At 71.3% G+C, this 19,987-nt stretch carries 20 protein-coding genes; 13 read left to right on the forward strand and 7 right to left on the reverse strand.

Annotation, left to right across the window (positions count from 1 at the left end):
• Positions 1-238 precede the first annotated feature (238 nt).
• Complete coding sequence (locus ACFU95_RS28225; RefSeq protein ID WP_383832682.1) at positions 239-1,039, forward strand: IclR family transcriptional regulator; 801 nt, start codon at positions 239-241, stop codon at positions 1,037-1,039.
• Positions 1,040-1,136: 97 nt separating this feature from the next.
• Entirely contained in the window at positions 1,137-1,445 is a 309-nt protein-coding gene (locus tag ACFU95_RS28230; RefSeq protein WP_383832684.1) for an antibiotic biosynthesis monooxygenase family protein, read from the forward strand.
• Positions 1,446-1,463: 18 nt separating this feature from the next.
• Here ACFU95_RS28230 and ACFU95_RS28235 read toward each other — a convergent pair whose 3' ends face one another.
• The gene (locus ACFU95_RS28235) at positions 1,464-1,751 is read right to left on the reverse strand and encodes a DUF5955 family protein (protein ID WP_383832686.1); all 288 of its coding nucleotides are present in this window, start codon (positions 1,749-1,751) and stop codon (positions 1,464-1,466) included.
• Between the two features lie 212 nt (positions 1,752-1,963).
• On the opposite strand from ACFU95_RS28235, the gene ACFU95_RS28240 reads away from it, so the two are divergent.
• Together ACFU95_RS28240 and aceB are read left to right on the forward strand one after the other, a co-directional pair.
• The gene (locus ACFU95_RS28240; RefSeq protein WP_383832688.1) at positions 1,964-2,566 is read left to right on the forward strand and encodes an NTP transferase domain-containing protein; all 603 of its coding nucleotides are present in this window, start codon (positions 1,964-1,966) and stop codon (positions 2,564-2,566) included.
• A 211-nt stretch (positions 2,567-2,777) separates the two neighbouring features.
• Positions 2,778-4,400 (forward strand): malate synthase A, encoded by a 1,623-nt coding sequence (gene aceB / locus ACFU95_RS28245; RefSeq protein ID WP_383832690.1) that lies wholly within the window; start codon positions 2,778-2,780, stop codon positions 4,398-4,400.
• A gap of 4 nt (positions 4,401-4,404) precedes the next feature.
• On the opposite strand, the gene ACFU95_RS28250 is transcribed toward aceB, so the two are convergent.
• The 5 genes from ACFU95_RS28250 to ACFU95_RS28270 all read right to left on the reverse strand — a co-directional run bounded on the left by ACFU95_RS28250 (position 4,405) and on the right by ACFU95_RS28270 (position 9,380).
• Positions 4,405-4,683 carry a SelT/SelW/SelH family protein gene (locus ACFU95_RS28250; protein ID WP_383832692.1) on the reverse strand — a complete coding sequence of 93 codons (279 nt, stop codon included), beginning with the start codon at positions 4,681-4,683 and terminating at the stop codon, positions 4,405-4,407.
• Positions 4,680-5,594 carry a HipA family kinase gene (locus tag ACFU95_RS28255; RefSeq protein WP_383832694.1) on the reverse strand — a complete coding sequence of 305 codons (915 nt, stop codon included), beginning with the start codon at positions 5,592-5,594 and terminating at the stop codon, positions 4,680-4,682. Before ACFU95_RS28255 ends, ACFU95_RS28250 begins: the two co-directional genes overlap by 4 nt.
• A gap of 111 nt (positions 5,595-5,705) precedes the next feature.
• Complete coding sequence (locus ACFU95_RS28260) at positions 5,706-6,095, reverse strand: hypothetical protein (protein WP_383832696.1); 390 nt, start codon at positions 6,093-6,095, stop codon at positions 5,706-5,708.
• Positions 6,096-6,099: 4 nt separating this feature from the next.
• Complete coding sequence (locus ACFU95_RS28265) at positions 6,100-7,524, reverse strand: hypothetical protein (protein WP_383832698.1); 1,425 nt, start codon at positions 7,522-7,524, stop codon at positions 6,100-6,102.
• Between the two features lie 353 nt (positions 7,525-7,877).
• Positions 7,878-9,380 carry an IucA/IucC family protein gene (locus ACFU95_RS28270; protein ID WP_383832700.1) on the reverse strand — a complete coding sequence of 501 codons (1,503 nt, stop codon included), beginning with the start codon at positions 9,378-9,380 and terminating at the stop codon, positions 7,878-7,880.
• Between the two features lie 174 nt (positions 9,381-9,554).
• On the opposite strand from ACFU95_RS28270, the gene ACFU95_RS28275 reads away from it, so the two are divergent.
• The 3 genes from ACFU95_RS28275 to ACFU95_RS28285 all read left to right on the forward strand — a co-directional run bounded on the left by ACFU95_RS28275 (position 9,555) and on the right by ACFU95_RS28285 (position 13,234).
• Positions 9,555-11,081: an IucA/IucC family protein gene (locus ACFU95_RS28275; protein WP_383832702.1), complete on the forward strand. Its 1,527-nt coding sequence runs from the start codon at positions 9,555-9,557 to the stop codon at positions 11,079-11,081.
• 78 nt (positions 11,082-11,159) lie between these two features.
• Positions 11,160-12,431: a VWA domain-containing protein gene (locus tag ACFU95_RS28280; RefSeq protein ID WP_383832704.1), complete on the forward strand. Its 1,272-nt coding sequence runs from the start codon at positions 11,160-11,162 to the stop codon at positions 12,429-12,431.
• Entirely contained in the window at positions 12,431-13,234 is an 804-nt protein-coding gene (locus ACFU95_RS28285; RefSeq protein ID WP_383832706.1) for a hypothetical protein, read from the forward strand. The genes ACFU95_RS28280 and ACFU95_RS28285 overlap by 1 nt, the downstream gene beginning before the upstream one ends.
• A gap of 49 nt (positions 13,235-13,283) precedes the next feature.
• Here ACFU95_RS28285 and ACFU95_RS28290 read toward each other — a convergent pair whose 3' ends face one another.
• Positions 13,284-13,910: a winged helix-turn-helix transcriptional regulator gene (locus ACFU95_RS28290; RefSeq protein ID WP_383832708.1), complete on the reverse strand. Its 627-nt coding sequence runs from the start codon at positions 13,908-13,910 to the stop codon at positions 13,284-13,286.
• 87 nt (positions 13,911-13,997) lie between these two features.
• Between ACFU95_RS28290 and ACFU95_RS28295 the strand changes: the two genes are divergently transcribed.
• The 6 genes from ACFU95_RS28295 to ACFU95_RS28320 all read left to right on the forward strand — a co-directional run bounded on the left by ACFU95_RS28295 (position 13,998) and on the right by ACFU95_RS28320 (position 19,968).
• Positions 13,998-15,206 carry a pyridoxal phosphate-dependent aminotransferase gene (locus ACFU95_RS28295; protein ID WP_383832710.1) on the forward strand — a complete coding sequence of 403 codons (1,209 nt, stop codon included), beginning with the start codon at positions 13,998-14,000 and terminating at the stop codon, positions 15,204-15,206.
• 272 nt (positions 15,207-15,478) lie between these two features.
• Positions 15,479-17,662, forward strand: coding sequence for a hypothetical protein (locus ACFU95_RS28300; protein WP_383832712.1), 2,184 nt, complete (start codon positions 15,479-15,481; stop codon positions 17,660-17,662).
• Between the two features lie 10 nt (positions 17,663-17,672).
• The gene (locus ACFU95_RS28305; protein ID WP_383832714.1) at positions 17,673-18,074 is read left to right on the forward strand and encodes a DUF5955 family protein; all 402 of its coding nucleotides are present in this window, start codon (positions 17,673-17,675) and stop codon (positions 18,072-18,074) included.
• Positions 18,075-18,173: 99 nt separating this feature from the next.
• Positions 18,174-18,782, forward strand: a complete 609-nt coding sequence (locus tag ACFU95_RS28310; RefSeq protein ID WP_383832716.1) for a histidine phosphatase family protein — start codon at positions 18,174-18,176, stop codon at positions 18,780-18,782.
• Between the two features lie 82 nt (positions 18,783-18,864).
• Positions 18,865-19,494 (forward strand): hypothetical protein, encoded by a 630-nt coding sequence (locus ACFU95_RS28315; RefSeq protein ID WP_383832718.1) that lies wholly within the window; start codon positions 18,865-18,867, stop codon positions 19,492-19,494.
• A gap of 51 nt (positions 19,495-19,545) precedes the next feature.
• Positions 19,546-19,968, forward strand: coding sequence for an acyl-CoA thioesterase (locus ACFU95_RS28320; RefSeq protein ID WP_383832720.1), 423 nt, complete (start codon positions 19,546-19,548; stop codon positions 19,966-19,968).
• Positions 19,969-19,987: the final 19 nt, after the last annotated feature.

Genomic DNA, 19,987 nt, shown 5'->3' on the forward strand with positions numbered 1-19,987 from the left:
CTGCCGCCGTTGACTTCCGTGGAGTGGAATTCAACTTTCTGTTGAAGGAGTCTTCACTCCCGTTCCCGCGCCGTCAAGGGCACACTTCTCCACAGTGCACCCGTCTCGCACTCTCTGTACGTTTCCACAAAGTGGAATTACAATTTCGCCAAGCAGAACGTAGCTACGCACAAGCGGGGAGTCAACCGACTGGCGGGTAGGCTTCTGCCCTTCCCACCGGTCCCGAAAGGAACGCGCCGTGCCGACGTCCAACGCCAGCACCACCGACGCCGCCAAAGCCAACAACAGTGGCGGCGTCCAGTCCCTCGAGCGCGCCTTCGACCTGCTGGAGCGGATGGCGGACGCCGGCGGCGAGGTCGGCCTGAGCGAGCTGTCCGCCAGCAGCGGGCTGCCGCTGCCCACCATCCACCGCCTCATGCGCACGCTCGTGGCGTGCGGATACGTCCGCCAGCAGCCCAACCGCCGCTACGCCCTCGGCCCGCGTCTGATCCGCCTCGGCGAGTCCGCGTCCCGGCTGCTGGGCACCTGGGCCCGGCCCTACCTGGCCCGGCTGGTCGAGGAGACCGGCGAGACCGCCAACATGGCTCTGCTCGACGGCGACGAGATCGTCTATGTCGCCCAGGTGCCGTCCAAGCACTCGATGCGCATGTTCACCGAGGTGGGCCGGCGCGTGCTCCCGCACTCCACGGGGGTGGGCAAGGCGCTGCTCGCGAACACCCCGGACCACGAGGTGCGCGCGCTGCTGTCCCGTACCGGCATGCCCGCCGCGACGGAGAAGACGATCACCACGCCGGAGGGCTTCCTGGCCGCCCTGGCGGACGTACGCCGGGCCGGCTACGCGGTCGACGACAACGAGCAGGAGATCGGCGTCCGCTGCCTCGCCGTCTCCGTGCCCGACTCCCCCACCGCCGCCGCCATCTCGATCTCGGGGCCCGCGGGACGGGTCACGGAGGCCGCGACGGACAAGATCGTGCCCGTGCTCCAGCAGGTGGCGTCGGAGCTGTCGGAGGCACTGGCGAGCTCCGGGCCGACGGTTTAGCCCCGGCGAGGCTCAGCCCCGGGTCCGCACCGGACGCGGGGCGGACCCGGGGCTAGCCTGGAAGCAGGGGGACCGGCAGCGGAGCGAGGTGTCCACCATGCTGCAGGAGAGCAAGCACTGGTCCTCGGGGAAGTGGCAGGTCAAAGAGGGGAACGCCGACGAGTTCGTCGACCGTTGGCGGGAGTTCCTCACCTGGACCAAGGAGACGAACGAGGGGTTCCTCGGAGCCCGTCTGATCCGGGACCTGCGGAACCCGAACTCCTTCGTGTCCTTCGCCGCCTGGAAGGATCTCGATTCGCTGCGGGCCTGGCAGGGCTCCGCCGAGTTCGGCAAGCGCTTCGACGTCGTCCACGCCCTGTGCGAGGACATGCAGAGCGGCGGGTACGAACTGGTCGTCGACATCTGAGCAGGCCCCGACGGCGGGTCAGCGGCGCGGTGGCTCCCCGAACAGGTCCACCGCGTCACGTACGTCCGACAGCCCCCTGGCGAGCGCGCTCACCGACCCGATCGCCCCGGCGATCAACAGCAACGACCGGCGCAGACGCGGGATCTCGGGGGCGCCGTCGATCGTCATCGCGGCGAGCGCGGCGAGTTCGTCCTCGGCGATACCGCGGTCGGAGAACTCGGCCGGATGCGCGGCGAGTTCGCGGCGCAGGCGGGACACCGCCGTCCGCAGTTCCACCACCCTCAGATCCTCGTCGCTGCCCGTCACCGGCCTCTGCCCCAAGCTCCGCAACAAAGCACTCCCCCTCGCACGCCGTTGTGCGCCAGCGGTACGCATCCCCCGTCGAGCCCCCCTGACGGTGGTCGGGCGCCGGGGACGCGGGTCAGTAAACGCCACCGTCGCCGGGCGCGCCACCGTGCGGACCGAAATTCAGCCCAAGGTGGCGCGGCGGCTCCGCCGGCGTCAGGTATGCAGGACGTATGACGGAGAAACAAGCCCCCCTCGTCGCCGGTCTGCTGCTCGCCGCCGGAGGTGGCCGACGGCTCGGCGGACGCCCCAAGGCGCTGCTCCGGCATCGCGGCCGCCCCCTCGTCGAGCACGCCGTCGCGGTGCTGCGCGCGGCCGGCTGCGCCCGCGTGCACGTGGTGCTGGGCGCGCGGGCCGCCGCCGTACGGGAGCAGGCGGAGCTCGGCACTTGCGTCCTGGTGGAGAACCCGGACTGGTCCGAGGGGATGGGCTCCTCCCTGCGCGCCGGACTCGACTCGCTCGCCGGCACGGAGGCGAGGGCGGCGCTCGTCTCGCTCGTCGACCAGCCCGGTATCGGACCGGAGGCGGTGGCGCGCGTGCTCGCCGCGTACGAGGGCGAGACGTCGCTCGTCTCGGCCGCCTACGACGGCGTACGCGGCCATCCCGTGCTCTTCGGCGCCGCCCACTGGGCGGGCGTCGCGGCGACTGCGACCGGCGATCGAGGGGCACGCGCCTATCTGAAGGAGCGGGAGGAGGCGATCAGGCTCGTCGAGTGCGGGGACGTGGCCCGGCCGTACGACATCGACACGGAGGCCGATCTCACCCACCTTGAGTGAGTGCGGTGGCACCCAGAGCCACGTTGCCTCGACTCAGAGAATCTCGACATCAACAAACGATTGAACTTCCACCATGAGGAAACTAGTATCCACTGTTCAGAAGCACCCGTCTGCTCCACGGGCGTTCCCAGCCGTACCCGGGAAGACTGGCACCCGGTGCCAGACAGCTCGACCGCTCGTCTTCGTAGCTCGCTGAAGGAAGTGACAGCTCATGTCCGCACCAGCGCCGTCCCCGCTGGCCATCGTCGACGCCGAGCCCCTGCCCCGGCAGGAGGAGGTCCTGAACGACGCGGCCCTGGCCTTCGTGGCCGAGCTGCACCGCCGGTTCACGCCCCGGCGTGACGAACTCCTCGCCCGCCGTGCGGAGCGCCGCGCCGAGATCGCCCGCACCTCCACGCTCGACTTCCTCCCGGAGACCGCCGCGATCCGCGCGGACGACTCCTGGCGGGTGGCCCCGTGCCCGCCCGCGCTCCAGGACCGCCGGGTCGAGATCACCGGCCCCACCGACCGCAAGATGACCATCAACGCGCTCAACTCGGGCGCGAAGATCTGGCTCGCGGACTTCGAGGACGCCTCCGCGCCGACCTGGGAGAACGTCGTCCTGGGTCAGGTCAACCTGGCCGACGCCTACACCCGCAACATCGACTTCACGGACCCGAGGTCCGGCAAGTCGTACGCGCTGAAGGCCGACGAGGAGCTCGCCACGGTCGTCATGCGCCCGCGCGGCTGGCACCTCGACGAACGTCACCTCCAGGTCGACGGCCGGCCGGTGCCGGGCGCCTTCGTCGACTTCGGCCTGTACTTCTTCCACAACGCCCAGCGTCTGCTCGACCTCGGCAAGGGCCCGTACTTCTACCTCCCGAAGACGGAGTCGCACCTGGAGGCCCGCCTCTGGAACGACGTGTTCGTCTTCGCGCAGGACTACGTCGGCATCCCGCAGGGCACCGTCCGCGCGACCGTCCTGATCGAGACGATCACGGCGGCGTACGAGATGGAGGAGATCCTCTACGAACTGCGCGACCACGCCTCCGGGCTGAACGCCGGCCGCTGGGACTACCTGTTCTCGATCGTCAAGAACTTCCGTGACGGCGGCGCCAAGTTCGTCCTGCCGGACCGCAACGCGGTGACGATGACCGCCCCGTTCATGCGCGCGTACACCGAACTCCTCGTCCGCACCTGCCACAAGCGCGGCGCGCACGCGATCGGCGGCATGGCGGCGTTCATCCCGTCCCGCCGGGACGCCGAGGTCAACAAGGTCGCCTTCGAGAAGGTCCGCGCCGACAAGGACCGCGAGGCCGGCGACGGCTTCGACGGCTCCTGGGTCGCCCACCCCGACCTGGTCCCGATCGCCATGGAGTCCTTCGACAAGGTCCTCGGCGAGAAGCCCAACCAGAAGGACCGCCTCCGCGAGGACGTCTCCGTCCGGGCGGCCGACCTGATCGCCGTCGACTCGCTGGACGCCAAGCCCACGTACCCGGGCCTGGTCAACGCCGTCCAGGTCGGCATCCGCTACATCGAGGCCTGGCTGCGCGGCCTCGGCGCGGTCGCCATCTTCAACCTCATGGAGGACGCGGCCACCGCCGAGATCTCCCGCTCCCAGATCTGGCAGTGGATCAACGCGGGCGTCGAGTTCGAGAACGGCGAGCAGGCCACCCCGGAGCTGGCCCGCAAGGTCGCCGCCGAGGAACTGGCGAACATCCGCGCCGAGATCGGCGAGGAGACCTTCGCGGCCGGCCACTGGCAGCAGGCACACGACCTGCTCCTGGAGGTCTCCCTCGACGACAACTACGCGGACTTCCTGACGCTGCCGGCGTACGAGCAGCTCAAGGGCTGAGCCCTCAGGAAGCCGGTGTGTCCGAGTGGCCCAGGGACTTCCCCGGGGCCACTCGGTCGCGTACGACCCTCTTGACCGCCGTCGGCTCGGGGAAGCCCTGCTCGCGGCGGTCCCACACGACGTCGTCGTCGACGCGGACGACGAAGACGCCGCCCTTGCCGGGCTTCAGCGCCAGCTCGGTCAGCTCCGCCTCGAAGGTCGTGAGCAGTTCCTGCGCCAGCCAGGCCGCGCGCGGCAGCCAACGGCACTGGGTGCAGTACTCGATCTCGACACGGCCACTCATCCGAGGTGCACCGACCAATCCTGTTCCGCGGCCGGTTTGCCGTGCAGGTCGGGCACCCGCTTCAGCCAGTTCGGCCGGCCTTGCTGTGTCCTCGCCGCCCGGAGGGCCTCCTCGGCGGCGAGTTCCTCCCGGGTGGGGAAGTCGGTGGGGAGCCAGGCCGAGGATGCCTGTACGCGCGCGTGGAGGTGGGCGATGTAGGCGTCGCGGACCTCTCCAGGGCTCATGAAGCCCGGTTCGGCGCTCAGCCACGCGTCCGGGACCTCTGCCACGACCTCCCGCAGCAGTGCCTCGGTGACCTTCGGCGCCAGCTCGGCGTCGGCCGCGCGCACGTCGGGGGCGTAGTGGCCGAGGGCGTGGTGACGGAAGTCGTACGCCTTCTCCGGATCCGAGCCGTCCCAGCGGTGGTGGAAGACGAGCGCGGCGCCGTGGTCGATGAGCCACAGGCGGGGCGGAACGGTCCCCAGCGTGGGCCAGACCATGAGGTTGGAGCTGTGGACCGTACGGTCGACGTTCGCGGTCAGGGCGTCCAGCCAGACGATCCGTCCGGCCTCCAGCGGATCCACGCGGAAGGCCCTGGCGACCTCCGGGGTGAAGTCCTTCGCGCCCGGCAGAAAGTCCATACCGAGGTTGACTCCCGCGCTGGCCGCGTGCAGTTCCCGTACCTCCTGGTGCTGCTCGCTCGCGGCGATCGCGGGGTCGAAGTGGACCAGGACCAGCTCGGGGAAGCGCAGCCCGAGAGCGCGGGCCAGCTCCCCGACGATCACCTCGGCGACCAGCGCCTTGCGGCCCTGCGCGGACCCGGTGAACTTCACGACATAGGTGCCCAGGTCGTCGGCCTCCACGACTCCGGGCACGGAGCCGCCGGACCGCAGTGGCTCGATATAGCGGGTGGCGGTGACCTTTCTCAACATCTTCCAAGGCCCCACACGTCGTCTGCCTTATATTCCACGACCAGCTCCCAGGCCCCTGCCTCCGGCGTCCGGCATGAAATGACATAGTAACCAAGCGTGACGGCGGCCGGTCTAGAACAAGGCATCCACGCCTTGCTGGATCGCGGTCACGTCCGCCGCGACCGCGGCGATCGCGTGGACGCCGGGGGCGATGAAACCGAGCCAGCGCAGGAGGGTGTTGCGGCGCGGCTCGTCGCGGGCGAGTTCCGCCTGCACCTGCTCGGCGGCCTCGACCAGTTCCGCCCCGTCCTCGTACTGATCCTGGTTGCGGCGGAGTTCGTCCAGCAGAACACCGACCGCGGTGCGCAGTTCCGCGACGGCCGCCGCATGCTCTGCCGGCGTCGGAGTTCCGGTCACCGTGGCGTGACCCAAGGCGAGCGTGCTCCGCTCGATGCGCACGTCCCGCCCGGCCTGAATACCGCTGACGTGACTCGCTGACTCATGTGCCCCGCGATTCGACATCACGTCACCTCTGCCTTGTGGGCTGCGGGTTCCGCAACAGGCCGCCGCCTCCGGCGCGCACGCTGGAACGCTTGATGGAGATGTCACGCCCCGCGAACAGACCGGAGTTGTAGATGGTGGTCTGGCGCTGGATCAGGTCGCTGGAGTCGATGTTGTGGTCCTCGAGAAACTGCACCAGGGCGTCCAGAACACGGTGCTCGATCGTCTTGGCGTACAACTCCCGGTCCAGTGACTGGAAGTACCGGTGGAAGAACCGATCGCTCGCCTGCTCCCGAAGGCTGAACTTCGAGCCGTAGTCGAAGGTGCGCATGCGGATCGAGCGCTCCTGCCTGCGTTGTGCGCGGTGCCTCTCGAGCGGTGCGAAGAGGTCTCTCAGGAGCGTGAAGGGCGCGCGGACCAGCAGGATCGGGGTGCGTGCACCCGCCTCACCGACCAGTCGGCACCACTGCCGGAAGGTAGGCGCGTCCAGCAGCCTGTCCACCGTCCGGTACTTCTCCCGCACAGGCGGGAGCAGACAGTTGCTTCCCTCGATGAACGCGATGTCACGACCGGACAGCAGCGCGCACCTCAGGAACAAGGTGATGACCAGTTCGCCGCTCCACCCGGTGACCCGGACCGCGAGATAGGGCCGCGCGCGGCCCTTGCCGTCCTCGCGCAGCTCACGCAGGAGGGCGTCCGAAACCTGTGCTCCGGGCGGTCCGGCCAGGTTGCGCAGCACCTCGGCACGGGTTCGGTCGTCGATTCCGATCAGCAGGTCGGCCCCGTTGACCAAGAGCACGTCGGCGACGTCCATGCCCGGCAGCTCGAGCGCCTGGACCCGGGCGGAGATATGGGCGTTGAGGTCATGGATGGTGAACGGGATGACCTGCCTGCCGGCATCGGCACGTCCGGTGTTCAGAGCGAACGACCAGGTTCTGTAGGTCTCGCCGTGCCCGACGAAGGGCTCGAAGCGGGAGGAGACCACGACATTGCCCCTGTCCCGGAGTTCGATCGTCTCAAGTCGTGCGGCGTCCTTGGCCGTCGGTGGCCGGGGGGACTGCCTCGGGTCGAAGTTCTCCCGTTTCAACTTCCGGGAGACGACGCCGTAGTACACGGACAGCAATTCGGCGGCCACGATGGCCCAGGCCACGAGCAGCCCCAGGAAGAGGGACACACCTCCGGTGAAGGGCATGGTGATCACTATGAGGATCAGCAGGAGGAGGAGTACGACGTCCCGCCGCCCCTGGCGGGTACGGGCGGCCAGAGCGTGTCGCAACACGCAACCGAGGTCCACGCCGGGCGAGGAAGCCGCCGCACGCCGCGGCTCGTGCACGATTCGGGCCACGGCCTTGCGCGCGAGCCCGATATCGGTATGCATCGCCGCGCACAGGTACCGGGTGACGTCATAGGAGAAGTGAGGGGGTGCTCCCGGCGGGGGCGACTGCGGCATGGGCGGAAGGGGAACCGGTGGGCCCTCTGTATCGGGCTCGGGCCGGATCTGCCACGCGGGCGGCGGGGGCGGCGGCGGAACGGGCGGGCGGCCACGTGATTCGCCGCCGGGTGGGTCGACGGACGGGTTCATCGCTATTGCCTCGGGGATTTTCAGTTGCGGCACATGGGCATTGACACACCGTGCGTGATCGGCAACTCAGCCGGACCGTACCCATTTTACTCCGCTTTATCCACTGTTGCTCGGCTTCTAACCCGTAACGCCGAGGGTTGCACTCGACGGATACGCCGTGCGCCGCCTCGAAGGGTTCCACCCCATCCGGAAAGCGACCTGACACTCCATCAAAGGAGGCGTCACCTCTCGTTCCCTCTGCCCGCCAGGGAGTTCGGTAGCGGCAGATAGCGGGCGGCGGCGCCGTCCGCGCCCGTCCAGCGCAGCAGCAGATTGGTCTTGCCGGGGAGGGTGGGGGCGGACAGCAGGGCCGGGATCTCGGGGAGGTCGTGGCGGGTCAGCTCGCGGCGTGCGGCGGGCCAGGGGTCCAGGGTCGGGTGGTGTTCGACGAGGGCGCCGGCGATCTCGACGAGGTGGTTGACGACCAGGCAGTACACCAGCCGCTCCCAGCCCGCCGCCCGGGACACGTCCGGCAGCAGCTTCACGCCCTCGGCGTCCCGGAACAGGGCCTGCGCGGGGAGGCCGTCGCGGTCGACGGCGACCAGCGTGTTCTGCAGGTGCGCTTCGAGTACGACGCCGTGCTCGGCGAAGGCCGCGAGGGCGGGCGGGACCACCTGGGCCAGATACGCCTCCCACCAGGCCGCCGGGTCCGCGGCGTCGGCGAGCGGGCTGCCCTCGAAGCCCTCGACGAGCCCGGCGGCTAGCAGCGGCGTCGCGCCCGGCGGCAGGCTGCCCCGCAGCCCGTCGCGGACCAGGACCGCGAGTTCCTCGAAGGCGAAGCCGGCGGTGCGGTAGCCGCGGTCGCTCAGCCAGGCCGCGGGGCCGGTGGCGAAGGCCGCCGTGGCCGCGGCGTCGGTGCGGCGCAGTTTCAGCAGGTCGTGGCGCCACAGCCGGCGGATGTCGTTGGTGATGCGCACATCGAGGCTGAACTTCAGGAAGAGATCGCGCTCGGGGGCGTACAGCGTGCGGATCGCGGCCGTCGGCCAGGCGTCGAAGCCGGTCGTGCCCAGTCGCACGAGCCTGCCGTCCGCGAACGCCTCTGCGAGCTCCCGGCCGACGAGGTCGAGCTGCCAGGGGTGCGCGGGCAGCAGCCGGTAGCCGGGCGGGGCCTCGCCGAGAGCGTCCAGGGCGGAGGTGTCGCCCTCCTCGACGACCACGTCCTCGCGCAGGCCGAGCAGCGTCAGCGGGAAGCGGGCGTGCGCCTCGGGGGCGTACGGCAGCCAGGCCCCGACCGGACCGCCGCCCCGCGCCTTGGGGGCGGGGTGGTGGGGGTGGCCGGTGAGGAGGCACTGCTCGGAGCGGAGGTAGCGGTCGTCCGGCGGCGTCGCACGCGCGCGTGCGGTGAGCAACGCGGCCACGGCGTCCCGGCTGTCGATCATCTCGGCGGGCAGTTCGTGGTTGGACAGTCCGGTGTGCCGGCGCAGTTCGTCGGCCACCAGCTTGACGAGCTCGGTGTGCCCGACGCGCCGCCAGGTGCCGTCCGTGCGCACCTCGGGCTCGGCGGGCCGCCGTTCACCGAGGACCCGCAGCAGCCGCTCCGAGCCGGGCAGCCGGTACACCCGCCGCCCGCCGGACTGCCCGTGCGGTTCGGCCACCTCACGCAGCAGGCAGTTCAGCAGGGGCGCGACCGCGTGGGCGTCGGCGCGTTCCGCGACGTCGGCGGCGGGTGGAGGGTTGAGGTGCACGCGATCCACTCGTTCTCTACGGTCCGTTCGGGACAGTCACCACGGTCCCGTTCCGGACGGTCTCGACTTGTCCGTTCACGACGGTCTCTACAGGCCGTTCAGACGGGAAGACGATCAGTATGTCTGTCGTCGGCGCCTGGCCCGACGTCCTACTCGTACCCGAGGAGCCCGCCCGTGCACCGTCCCTCCAGCGCCGAGGCCGAGGTCGCCGCCGAACTGGCCGACGCACGCCCCGAACTCGCGTCGCGGTACGCCGCCGAGCTCCCCGCCGCGCGAGCGGCCGTTCTGACCCGGCTGTGGCGTGCCCTCGCGCACGAGCCCCTCCCCTGGATCGCCCGGCGCGATCCCGGCCGGGAGGGCCTCACCCTGCGCCTTTCGGACGGCCGCCGGCTGCACGGCCCGCACGCCGACCCGTACGCCACCGACCCGTACACCACCGCCGTACGACTCGACCGGACGTCGTACGGCGATCCGGCCCGGCTGCTGACCGACCTCCGGGTACCGCACGGCTCGGCCTTCGCCACCGAACTCGCCCACAGCGTCGCCTCGTTGGCGCTGTCGCGGGCCGGGCAGGGGGCTCACCCGGAGGGGTGGCCGGCGAGGGACTGGGAGTGGGAGCAGCGGGTGGTCGACGGGCACCCGTTCCATCCCAACTGCCGTTCGCGGCCCGGCTTCTCGGCCGCCGAGCAGCTGGCGTACAGCCCCGAGCACCGGCCGGTGGTGACGCTGGGGGTGGTGCCGGTGCGGGCGGACGAATGCCTGGTGACGGGCCGGTGGCCGGAGGCGATGCGGGACCGGACGCGGGACGGGGAGCGGCTGCTGATCCCGGTGCATCCGTGGCAGGCCGAGCATGTGCTCAAGCGTCCCTGCGACCCGGCCGGCGACGGGATCGCCGCGCACCCGCTGATGTCCCTGCGGACGCTCGCCCTCCCGGGCGGTCCCCACGTCAAAACGGCGTTGAGCGCCCGGCTGACGTCCTCGGTGCGGGACATCTCGGTGTACTCCATCGGCCTTTCGGCCACGCTGTCGGACTTCGCCGAGGAACTGGCGGCACGCCTGGGCGGGCTGCTGCACGTCACCCGCACGCTGGGCGCCGCGACGGCCAACTCCCCCGATTTGGCGGCGGTGTTGCGCGAGTCACCGCAGGAGTACGCGGGACCGGGAGAGCGGGTCGTGCCGGTGGCCGCGCTCGCCACGACCGAGCTGCCCCGATCCCCGGCGTGGTCGGCCGGGTTCACGCGGCTGGCGCTCACCGTGGGGCTGCGGCTGCTGGAGCTGGGGGTGGCGCTGGAGGCCCACGGCCAGAACCTGCTCGTGGTGCTGTCGGCGGACGGCGCCCCGGTCCGGCTGGTCTACCGCGACCTCGCCGACATCCGGGTCAGCCCGGCGCGGCTGGCCCGGCACGGCATCCCGGTGCCGGAGCTGACGGGCCGGATCGTCACGGACGACGTGCCGACCCTGCGCCGCAAGCTGTTCGGCTCACTGGTGGCGGGGTCGCTGGCGGGCACGGCGGGCTCGGGCACGGCGTTGCGCGGGGCGCTGGAGGCAGCCGTACGGGATCTGCCGGAGACCGTGGACCTGGCCGCGCTGCGCGGGGAGGCGCTGCCCACGAAGGCGTTGACGCTGATGCGGTTGTCGCCGGGGACGCCCGGGGACCAGTGGGCCGAGCTGCCCAACCCGCTGGTCGCGGAGGCGTTCTGACCAGTGGTCCGGCGGGCGGTCCGGCAGGCGGTCCGACCTCGTTTGGAGCCGGACACCTCTGATCAATAGGATCCGCCGATGATCAGAACACAACGGCTGGCGGCCGGGGTCTGCGCCCTGCTCGCCGCGCTCACGGCCGGGATAGCCTTCCCGGCCGGGGCGAGCGCCGACGAGACCACCGCAACCGCTCCGAAAGTCGATCTCGTGATCGACGTCAGCGGCTCGATGCGGGCGAAGGACATCGACGGCCAGTCGCGGATGGCCGCGGCGAAGCAGGCCTTCAACGAGGTGCTGGACGCGACGCCCGAAGAGGTCCAGCTCGGCATCCGCACCCTTGGCGCCAACTACCCGGGCGACGACCGCAGGACGGGCTGCAAGGACACCGCGCAGCTCTACCCGGTCGGCCCGCTGGACCGCACCGAGGCCAAGACCGCGGTGGCGACCCTGACGCCCACCGGCTGGACGCCGATCGGTCCCGCCCTGCTGAAGGCGGCCGAGGACCTGGACGGCGGCGAGGGCTCCAAGCGCATCGTGCTGATCAGCGACGGCGAGGACACCTGCGCCCCGCTCGACCCCTGCGAGGTGGCCCGGGAGATCGCCGCCAAGGGCATCGGCCTGACCATCGACACGCTCGGCCTGGTCCCGAACACCAAGCTGCGCCAGCAGCTCAGCTGCATCGCCGAGGCGACCGGCGGCACCTTCACCTCGGTCGAGCACACCGACGAACTCGCCGACAAGGTCAACCAGTTGGTGGACCGGGCGGCCGATCCGGTGGTGACGCCGGTCGCGACGACGGGCGCGGCCCAGTGCGCGAAGGCGCCGACGCTGAAGTCCGGCCTGTACACCGACCGTGAGGAGTTCGGGCAGCAGCGCTGGTATCGCGTGGACGTCGAGCCCGGCCAGGAGCTGCGCACGTCCGTGAGCGTGTCGGCCGACCGCGCCGTGAACCCCTCCTACGGGGTGCTGCTGCGGGCTGTGACCGAGCGCGGCCGGGAGATCGTGCGCGGCGAGGCCGCGGGCAACGGCCGCACCGACGTCGTGTCGACCGGTCTGCGCTACCCGAAGGCGGAGGCCGACGGCGACGACGAGGACTCCGCGCCCGCCGAGACCGTGTGCCTCCAGGTCACCCAGTCCTTCTCCGCGGGTTCCGGCGTGCAGGCCACGCCCGGTCTGCCGCTGGAGCTGACGGTCGACGTCGTGGACGGGCCGTCGACGTCGAGCGACGTGGCCTCCTTCGGCCTCGGGCGCGGCTGGTGGCTGCTGGGCGCGCTGATCCTCACCGGCTTCCTCGCCGGTCTCGTCTGGGGCTGGCTGTCGCGCTGGCGGTTCGCGGTCTGGAGGACCAACTGATGCGGATCACACGAGTGTTGAGCGGCGCCCTGCTGGCGCTGGGGCTGGCGGCGGGTCCCGCGGCGGCCGACTCCTCGCCGTCGCCGAGCGCCTCGGAGGAGGGCGGCGCGCCGACCACGGCGGGCACCTCCTTCCGTACGGCGACCGAGGTCGGGCAGGGGCAGACGGCCACGGCGAGCGCCTCCACCGGTGACTACCTGTACTGGTCGTTCCCGGCGGACGCCGGACAGCGCCCCACCGTCAAGGCGACGGTGAAGCTGCCGGACACGCACGCCGCCGAGACCTGGCAGATCGACGTGTACGACGGTCTGCGCCGCCGTCAGGCCTGCCAGTACGGCGCCCAGACGCGCACCGCCGCGGCCAACAGCGCCTCGGTCGAGCTGACCTGCGTGCTGCGCACCGTGCGGGCCTGGTCGGAGCAGTGGGCCGACGACCCGCTGCCGGGCACCTACTACATCCGGCTGACCGCCGTGGACGTGCCCGCCTCCGACCTGGGTCTGCCGGTCGGCGCCGAGATCCGCGTCGACTCCGAGGACATCGGCGGTTCGGCCGCCGTGGACGGGTCGCTGGCGGAGCCGCTCGTGCCGGGTGTGGCCGTGAAGTCGCAGGAGGACGAGGAGAGTTCGTCGGCCTCGGCGGTGCTCTCCAGCATCGAGCCCGACGACGGCTGGGCCTCCGGATGGTGGTCGGATCGCTGGGTGTGGACCGCGATCGGCGGTGTGCTGGCCGCGCTCGCGGGCATCGGCGGTTACGCGCTGACCCGTGGGACTGGACGGCCGTCTCGGGTGCCGCCGGGCGCCTGACACTCCCACACAAGGGGCTCACCGCGAGGGCGGTGGGCCCCTTCGCCGTTCACGCCTCCCTGAGCGCCTTCGCGAGCGTGCCCTCGCCGGTCACCTCGACACGCCCGCCCCGTACGGCGTCGGTCACGCTCAGCTCCCCGCGCGCGACGGCCTCGCTCGTGACGGAGTCCAGGACCAGTCGCGCGTCGGGCTCACCGGGAGCGGGTCCGTCGCCGTAGACCGGCCCGTCCTGCGCGCCGACGTACAGATGGAAGTCCCCTTCCTCCAGCCGGACCTCGACCAGGCCCTCCCCGTCCAGCGCCCGCGTCAGCGGCAGCGCGAACCAGTGCGCGCGCACGGCGTCGGTCGGTCGCCGCTCGCCCAGCTCGGCCTGCCCCCACTCCCCCAGCGCCTGGAGGACGGGCAGCAACTCCCGCCCGCGCGCGGTGAGTTCGTAGACGTAGGCCGCGCCGGGTGGCGGCAGCCGGCGGCGCGTGCTGACGCCGTCCCGTTCCATGTCCTTCAGCCGCGACGCGAGCACGTCCGTGCTGACGCCCGGAAGATCGGCGTGCAGGTCGGTGTAGCGCCGCGGGCCGGCCAGCAGCTCCCGGACGATCAGCAGGGTCCAGCGGTCGCCGACGAGGTCGAGCGCCCGCGCGGCGGAGCAGTACTGGTCGTAGCTTCGGCGAGGTGACATGTGGCGCAGTCTAGACATGTTGTTGGACTTTCCAAGCTCGAACTTGGTAAAACCAAGTAACACACGAAACCGGAGAGGCGAGCGCGCATGGAGTTCCGGCAGTCGAGCAAGCTGAGCGAAGTCTGTTACGAGATCCGCGGCCCGGTGATCGAGCACGCGAACGCGCTGGAGGAGGCGGGCCACAGCGTGCTGCGCCTGAACACGGGCAACCCCGCGCTCTTCGGCTTCGAGGCGCCGGAGGAGATCCTCCAGGACATGATCCGGATGCTCCCCCAGGCGCACGGCTACACGGACTCGCGCGGTGTCCTCTCCGCCCGCCGGGCCGTGGCCCAGCGCTACCAGACGCTCGGCCTGGAGGTCGGCGTCGACGACGTCTTCCTCGGCAACGGCGTGTCCGAGCTGGTCTCCATGGCCGTACAGGCCCTGGTCGAGGACGGCGACGAGATCCTCATCCCCGCCCCGGACTTCCCCCTCTGGACGGCGGTGACGACCCTCGCCGGCGGCAAGGCGGTCCACTACCTCTGCGACGAGCAGGCCGACTGGTACCCGGACCTGGACGACATGGCGTCGAAGATCACGGACCGCACGCGTGCCGTGGTCATCATCAACCCGAACAACCCGACCGGCGCGGTCTACCCCAAGGAGATCCTCGAGGGCATCCTCGACCTCGCCCGCCGCCACGGCCTCATGGTCTTCGCCGACGAGATCTACGACCAGATCCTGTACGACGACGCCGTGCACCACTCGGTCGCGGCCCTCGCCCCCGACCTGGTGGTCCTCACCTTCTGCGGCCTGTCGAAGACGTACCGGGTGGCGGGCTTCCGCTCCGGCTGGATGGTCGTCACCGGCCCGCGGCAGCACGCCAAGGACTACCTGGAGGGCATGACGATGCTGGCCTCCATGCGCCTGTGCGCCAACGCGCCCGCCCAGTACGCCATCCAGGCCGCCCTCGGCGGCCGCCAGTCCATCCGCGATCTGACCACCGCGGGCGGCCGGCTGTACGAACAGCGCAACGTGGCCTGGGAGAAGCTCAACGAGATCCCCGGTGTGTCGTGCGTGAAGCCGAAGGGCTCGCTGTACGCGTTCCCGCGCCTCGACCCCGAGGTGTACAAGATCCATGACGACGAGAAGTTCGTCCTGGACCTGCTGCTGAGGGAGAAGATCCAGGTCGTGCAGGGCACGGGCTTCAACTGGCCGACCCCGGACCACTTCCGGATCCTGACCCTGCCCTACGCGGACGACCTGGAGGCGGCGATCGGACGGATCGGGCGGTTCCTCAGCGGGTACCGGCAGTAGCCCGCGGGGCGGTTGAGCCGGGCTTGTCGATGTTCGCTGATTCACGATCAGAGAGAACGGGGATGCCATAGAGTGCGGCCACTGATCTCCGGGATCAGGGATGGGGGAACCGGCAGGTGTTCTTGTCGCTTCGCGGTGAATCCGGTCGAGATGAATCCGGCGCGCCATCGCACTTACGCTTCCGAACGGGCCTGCTGGTCCTGCTGGTTCTCGCCGCGGGCACCCCGTGGGCGCAGCAATCGGTCTGGGACTTCTACGTCGAGAAGTTCTACATGGAGAACTCCGGGGACGAGACTCTGCGCAGGCTCCTCGAAGCGGCGTTCGTGCCCGGCTGGCAGTACTCCACCGGCGACTACGGCAGCGTGACCTTCCTGGTCATCGACGACGTCTGCGTCGCGGTGCTGCTCGCCGGGCTCGCCTTCTTCGCAGGGCGTCTCCTCCGCCACCGGACGGGCTGGTTCCGCTGCCTCGCGGCAGGTGTACTGGCGCCCGCGTTCGCGTCCCTGCTGCGGTTCGGCCTGCTCCAGACGTTCCTCTCCGACGAGGAACTCGCACCGGCCGGCACCCTGCTGAAGGACCTCATGCTCTCGGCCCTCGTCTTCGGCCTGGCGGTCGGCGTGCTGCTCGCGCTGCTCACCGTGGGGCTGCCCCGCACGCGCGCCCCGGGATCCGCCGCCCGGCGGACGCCACCGGCCAGGAGGAGAAAGGGAGGGCTCGGCATGACGACGCCCCAGGTCCGCATGCCGGTCGGGAGCGCACCGGGTGACGTCACCCGCTATCTGTGCGCCGCGGCCTACGTGGACGAACGTTTCGCCGACCGGGTGGTGGAAGAGGTCCTGGCCGACGAGGCCAGCGCCGTGGCCCCCTCGCCCGACGTCGACCTGGTGGCGGTGGCACGCCACTGCCTGTCGGCTCAGGAACTGCGCCACCACCGCGATCTGCGGCTGACGGCGGCGTTCGCCGCAGTGGCGCTGCTCGCGCCGTTGTGGCTCCTGTACGTCGCGCTGCTGCTGTCGACCACCCGACGCCCCGGCGCCCAGCCGAGCCTGGCCACCCGCGGCCACCACCAGCCCGGCAGCAAGGCGCTGGTGGCCGGGGCCGTCACGACCGCGGTGGTGGCCCTGATCGGCTTCTACTTCGGTTCCCTCATCTCGTCGCTGCCCGTGTCGGGCTTCGCCGGCTGGCTGCTCGGCGCCTATCTGGGCGGGGTGCCGGGCGTGGTGGCATCGATCGCGGCGGTGGCGTTCGCACATCTGACGGTCGTGGACCATGACCGGGACGTCGACCAGCTGCTGCGCACCACCATGACCCGCGACACCTTCGCCCGGCGGCCCCGCCCCACCGTGCCCCGCAAGCGGTGGATGGCCGAGCGGCTCGCGGCCATCCAGCAGGCCCAGGTCGGCAACGTCACCGTGTACAGCGGCTACACCCCGTTCGTCGGCTACTCGGAGACCAGCTCCAAGTGGTCGCTGGCGGTGCCGCTCCTGCCCGCCGACGAGCGGGTCGGCGCGACCGCGCGCCCCGCCGAGCCGGAGCCCTTCACCGTCGCCGAACTCGTCGACCACGTCCGCGCACGACTGCACGCGGTCGCCGAGCGCGGCGCCGGCGACGACGTCGGGGCGGCGGAGTCCGACGAGGAGGCGCTCGGCTCCCTCGTCATCGAGGACCGCGTCTTCGCGAGCGGCACGACCATCGGTGACGACGAGCGGTTCATCGAGGCGGAGCGCAGCATCACCCCGACCGTCCGGCTGTCCGCCGAAGACGTCGAGCAGATCATGCTGCGTCCGACCGGGACCGTCCGCCACTATCTGGCGGTGCACGTCCCGATGTGGGGCGGGGACGTGGTGCCGAGCGCGTTCCTGCACTTCTCGACCGCGGGCAGAACGCTGCATCTGCACTGCGACAACCACATCCTCGGCCCGGTGGCCGCCGACTACCACGTCGTGGACCGCCTGCGCGGCCCGCTCGGCGCCGACGGCAGGCGCGGCCTGCTGCTGGCCTCGCTTGCCCGCACCGGCGGCGCGTTCTTCGCCGCGCCGTTGCGGGCGCTGCGCCACGCCCGCTTCGAGACCCGGCACACCAGGCGCATGGTGGACGAGCTGAAGGCCATGGAGCAGGACCCGGTCTTCGACTACGGCGCCCGGGTGAGCGTCCGGGAGATGGCGCTGAGCCCCAACTACCACAACTACTTCCAGGTCGTGGACGCCGGCCGGATCATCTCCCTGGTGGAACGCCACACCCTGGCCGCCATCCGGGAGTTCCTCGACGCGCGCGGCTACGACATCACCGACTTCCGCGCCCAGCAGCAGACGATCCTCAACCAGGGGCTCATCCAGCAGGGCGGCACGAGCATCATCGGCAACCAGGCGATCGGCGCGGGAGCGACCGCCAACCAGAACCTCCCGCAGCAGTCCGGCGCCTCCGCGCTCAGCACCGCGGGTGGCTCCGACAAGTAGGAGACTTCTCATGCGAAACGACGACGGGCGCCAGGACCCTCCCGTCAACAAGGGCGTCATGATCAGCGGCGGCACCCAGTACGTGGGCAACCAGGCCGTGGGGGACGGCGCCCAGGCGTTCTCCGGCGCGGTCTCCTTCCAGACGCAGGACCCCGAGCAGGCCGCTCGTACCGCCCAGCTCCTGGCCGTCGTCGAACGGCTGCTGGAGGAACACCGCGCCGCGCTCGCCGACCCCGACGCCACGAGCAGGGAACTGCGCCGGCTGCGCGAGGAACTCGAGGAGGAGGAACCGCAGCCGACCGTCCTGCGGCGCGCCCTCGACCGGCTGAACGAGTTCGTCCAGCCGGTGACCCCGCTCGTCGTCGCGGTCGGACAGCTCGCACAGTCGGTGCAGGGCCTGCCGGGGGTCTGAGCCGGGCGCCGGGGTACGGCGCCGTCCGGCCCAGTCCGCCCTGCGGCCGTCGGCAGCGCTGTGGCACGGTGCTGGGAGGCGAGCGGGAAGGGCGCGCACGTGGGTGATCTCCTTCTGGTCCGGCACGGCGAGACCGAGTGGTCACGGTCCGGGCGGCACACCGGGTGGACGGACGTGCCGCTGACCGAGCACGGACGCGAGGAGGCGCGGCGGCTGGTGCCGCTGATCCGATCGCACCGCGTCGGGGCCGCCTTCGTCAGCCCTCTGCGCCGGGCACGGGAGACCGCCGAGCTCATCGGGCTGCACGACGTGCGCGACGTGTCGGTCGACACCGACATGCGGGAGTGGGACTACGGCGGGTACGAGGGGGTCACGACGGTCGAGATCCAGCGGGAGCGGCCGGGGTGGTTCCTGTTCACCGACGGGGTCGCGCCCGGGCCGCCCGACCACCCCGGGGAGAGTCCGGAGCAGGTCGGGCGGCGCGCCGACCGGATGCTGGCCAAGGCGGACGCCGCGCTCGCCCGGGTGGAGGGCGCCGTGGTGCTCGTGGCGCACGGACACTTCCTGCGGGTGCTCACGGCCCGGCGGCTCGGGCTGCCGGCGGCGGACGGCGCACTGTTCCAGCTGGCGACGGGGACGGTGTGCCGGCTGGGTACGGAGCACGGGCGACCGGTGATCGCCGGCTGGAATGTCAGACCCGGGACGTAGTCTTCCCGGCAGACGGGGCACACGCGCCCACCCGGCAGGGGTCGGTGCGGCCGGGACCCCGCAGCCCGGGGAGGAGCACGCCGTGACGCGACCGCCGACCGCCGCCCAGCGGCGTGTCATCGATGCCGCCGATCCCGTCACCGGGCGGCTCAGGGGTACGGAGGCGCAGCTCGCCGCGCTGGTGAAGCGGGGTCTCGCCTTCCGGCACCCGCGGCCGCCGCACGATCACTTTCTGACGCCGGCGGGGCATCGGATACGGGAGGCGCAGCCGCCGGCACCCGCGCAAGCCGAGGTTCCCGCGGCCGGCGGCGCGTTCGCCGCGCGGATCGGCGGCGAGGAGGACCCGCCGAAGCCGGGGCCCGCCCGCGTCCGCGAGGTGCACAGCGCCTGGCAGGGGCTGCTGGAGCTGCGCCGGATGACCAATCCGGACGGGGCGACGGACCGGCCGTGCGGCTGGGAGCGTACGCATCTGGTGCGGGCCGCCGCGCTCGCCCTGGAGGCTGCCGGGCAGCGTCCGGCCGAGCAGGACTCCGAGGCGGGTTACCGGGTGCGGGCCACCCCTCAGCCGGAGGCGGTCGCCGTGCACGAGCCGGACAGCGCGCGTCTGCGGGCCTGCGCCGCCACACTGGAAAGGGCGGGGTGGCAGGTCGGCGAGTACACCGAGCCTCGCACAAGAGCGCGATATCTGCTGGCTTCCCCGCGCCGTGCGTGACAGACATGCCAAGATCGGTGCCCAGGGCATCGAAGGCGAGAGGGGGAAGCAGTGAGCGAGCCGTTTTCCGTCCGGGTCACCGTCCGCGGCTACGAGACGGATGTACAGGGGCACGTCAACCAGAGCGTGTACATCAACTATGCGGAGCACGCCCGCTGGTCGCTGCTCCGGGCCGCGGGCATCAGCCAGTCGGGCCTGATGAGCAAGGGCGTGGGTCCCGTCGCGCTGGAGACGACCATCCGCTACAAGCGGGAGCTCCTCGCCGGTGACGAGATCGACGTGACCTGCGCCTTCGAGTGGTCCGGTGGCAAGACGTTCCGTATCGAGCAGACCGTTCGCAAGGCGGACGGCACGGTGGCCGCCGAACTCACGGCGGTCGGCGGTCTGCTGGACCTCAAGGAGCGCAGGATGGTCGCCAACCCACAGGACTACTTCAAGGAACTGGCCATGGACCCAAGCCTGTTCGGGCTGTAGTCACGCCGACTCCCGCGCC

It is taken from the genome of Streptomyces sp. NPDC057623, from assembly GCF_042800355.1.
In the GTDB taxonomy this organism is placed as follows: domain Bacteria; phylum Actinomycetota; class Actinomycetes; order Streptomycetales; family Streptomycetaceae; genus Streptomyces.